This window comes from Microbacterium sp. Leaf351 (genome assembly GCF_001423825.1).
In the GTDB taxonomy this organism is placed as follows: domain Bacteria; phylum Actinomycetota; class Actinomycetes; order Actinomycetales; family Microbacteriaceae; genus Microbacterium; species Microbacterium ginsengisoli.
On record NZ_LMPK01000035.1, the window covers coordinates 134,628 to 135,266 of the forward strand.

The following is a 639-nucleotide window of genomic DNA, read 5'->3' on the forward strand; positions in this document are numbered from 1 at the left end:
CGCCGGAAACCAGTCGACCGACGGCTCGGGCGGTGTCATCGCCTCGATGCTCGGCGAGCTGCTCGACGTGCCGGCGGCCACCAGCCTCAGCACGGTCGAGATCGGCGACGGCGTCGTCACCGGCGAGCGGGCGATCGACGGCGCGACCACCACGGTCTCGGCGACCCTGCCCGCCGTCATCTCCATCACCGAGCGCCTGCCCGACGCCCGTTTCCCGAACTTCAAGGGCATCATGGCGGCCAAGAAGAAGCCGTACGAGACCTGGAGCCTCGCGGACCTCGACGTCGACGCGACGGATGCCGCGGCATCCCGATCGATCGTCATCGCGATCTCGGAGAAGCCGGCCCGCGCGGCCGGGACCAGGATCGTCGACGAGGGCGACGCCGGCACCAAGCTCGCCGAATACCTGATCTCGAACCGACTGGCCTGAGGAAGACGACGATGACCGACTTCGCGCCCGACACCATCCTCGTGCTGCTCGACGTGACCCCGTCGGGGGAGCTCGCCAGCTCGTCCGCCGGACTCCTCGGCGCCGCCGCCCAGGTGGGCACCCCCGTCGCGCTCGTCGTGCACGAGAACGCCGAACTGGCAGCGGATGCCGCGGCTCTCGGGGCGACCGCCGTGCTCATCGTGCCGACC

Annotated in this window: 1 protein-coding gene and 1 pseudogene; both read left to right on the forward strand. The window is 70.9% G+C overall.

Translation table 11 applies throughout. The features are described from left to right. The coding region (locus ASG00_RS11765; RefSeq protein ID WP_442922647.1) for an electron transfer flavoprotein subunit beta/FixA family protein at nucleotides 1-430 on the forward strand (430 nt) is incomplete at its 5' end. An 11-nt stretch (nucleotides 431-441) separates the two neighbouring features. Next, nucleotides 442-639, forward strand: a pseudogene (locus ASG00_RS18330) (electron transfer flavoprotein subunit alpha/FixB family protein); the annotation flags it as partial.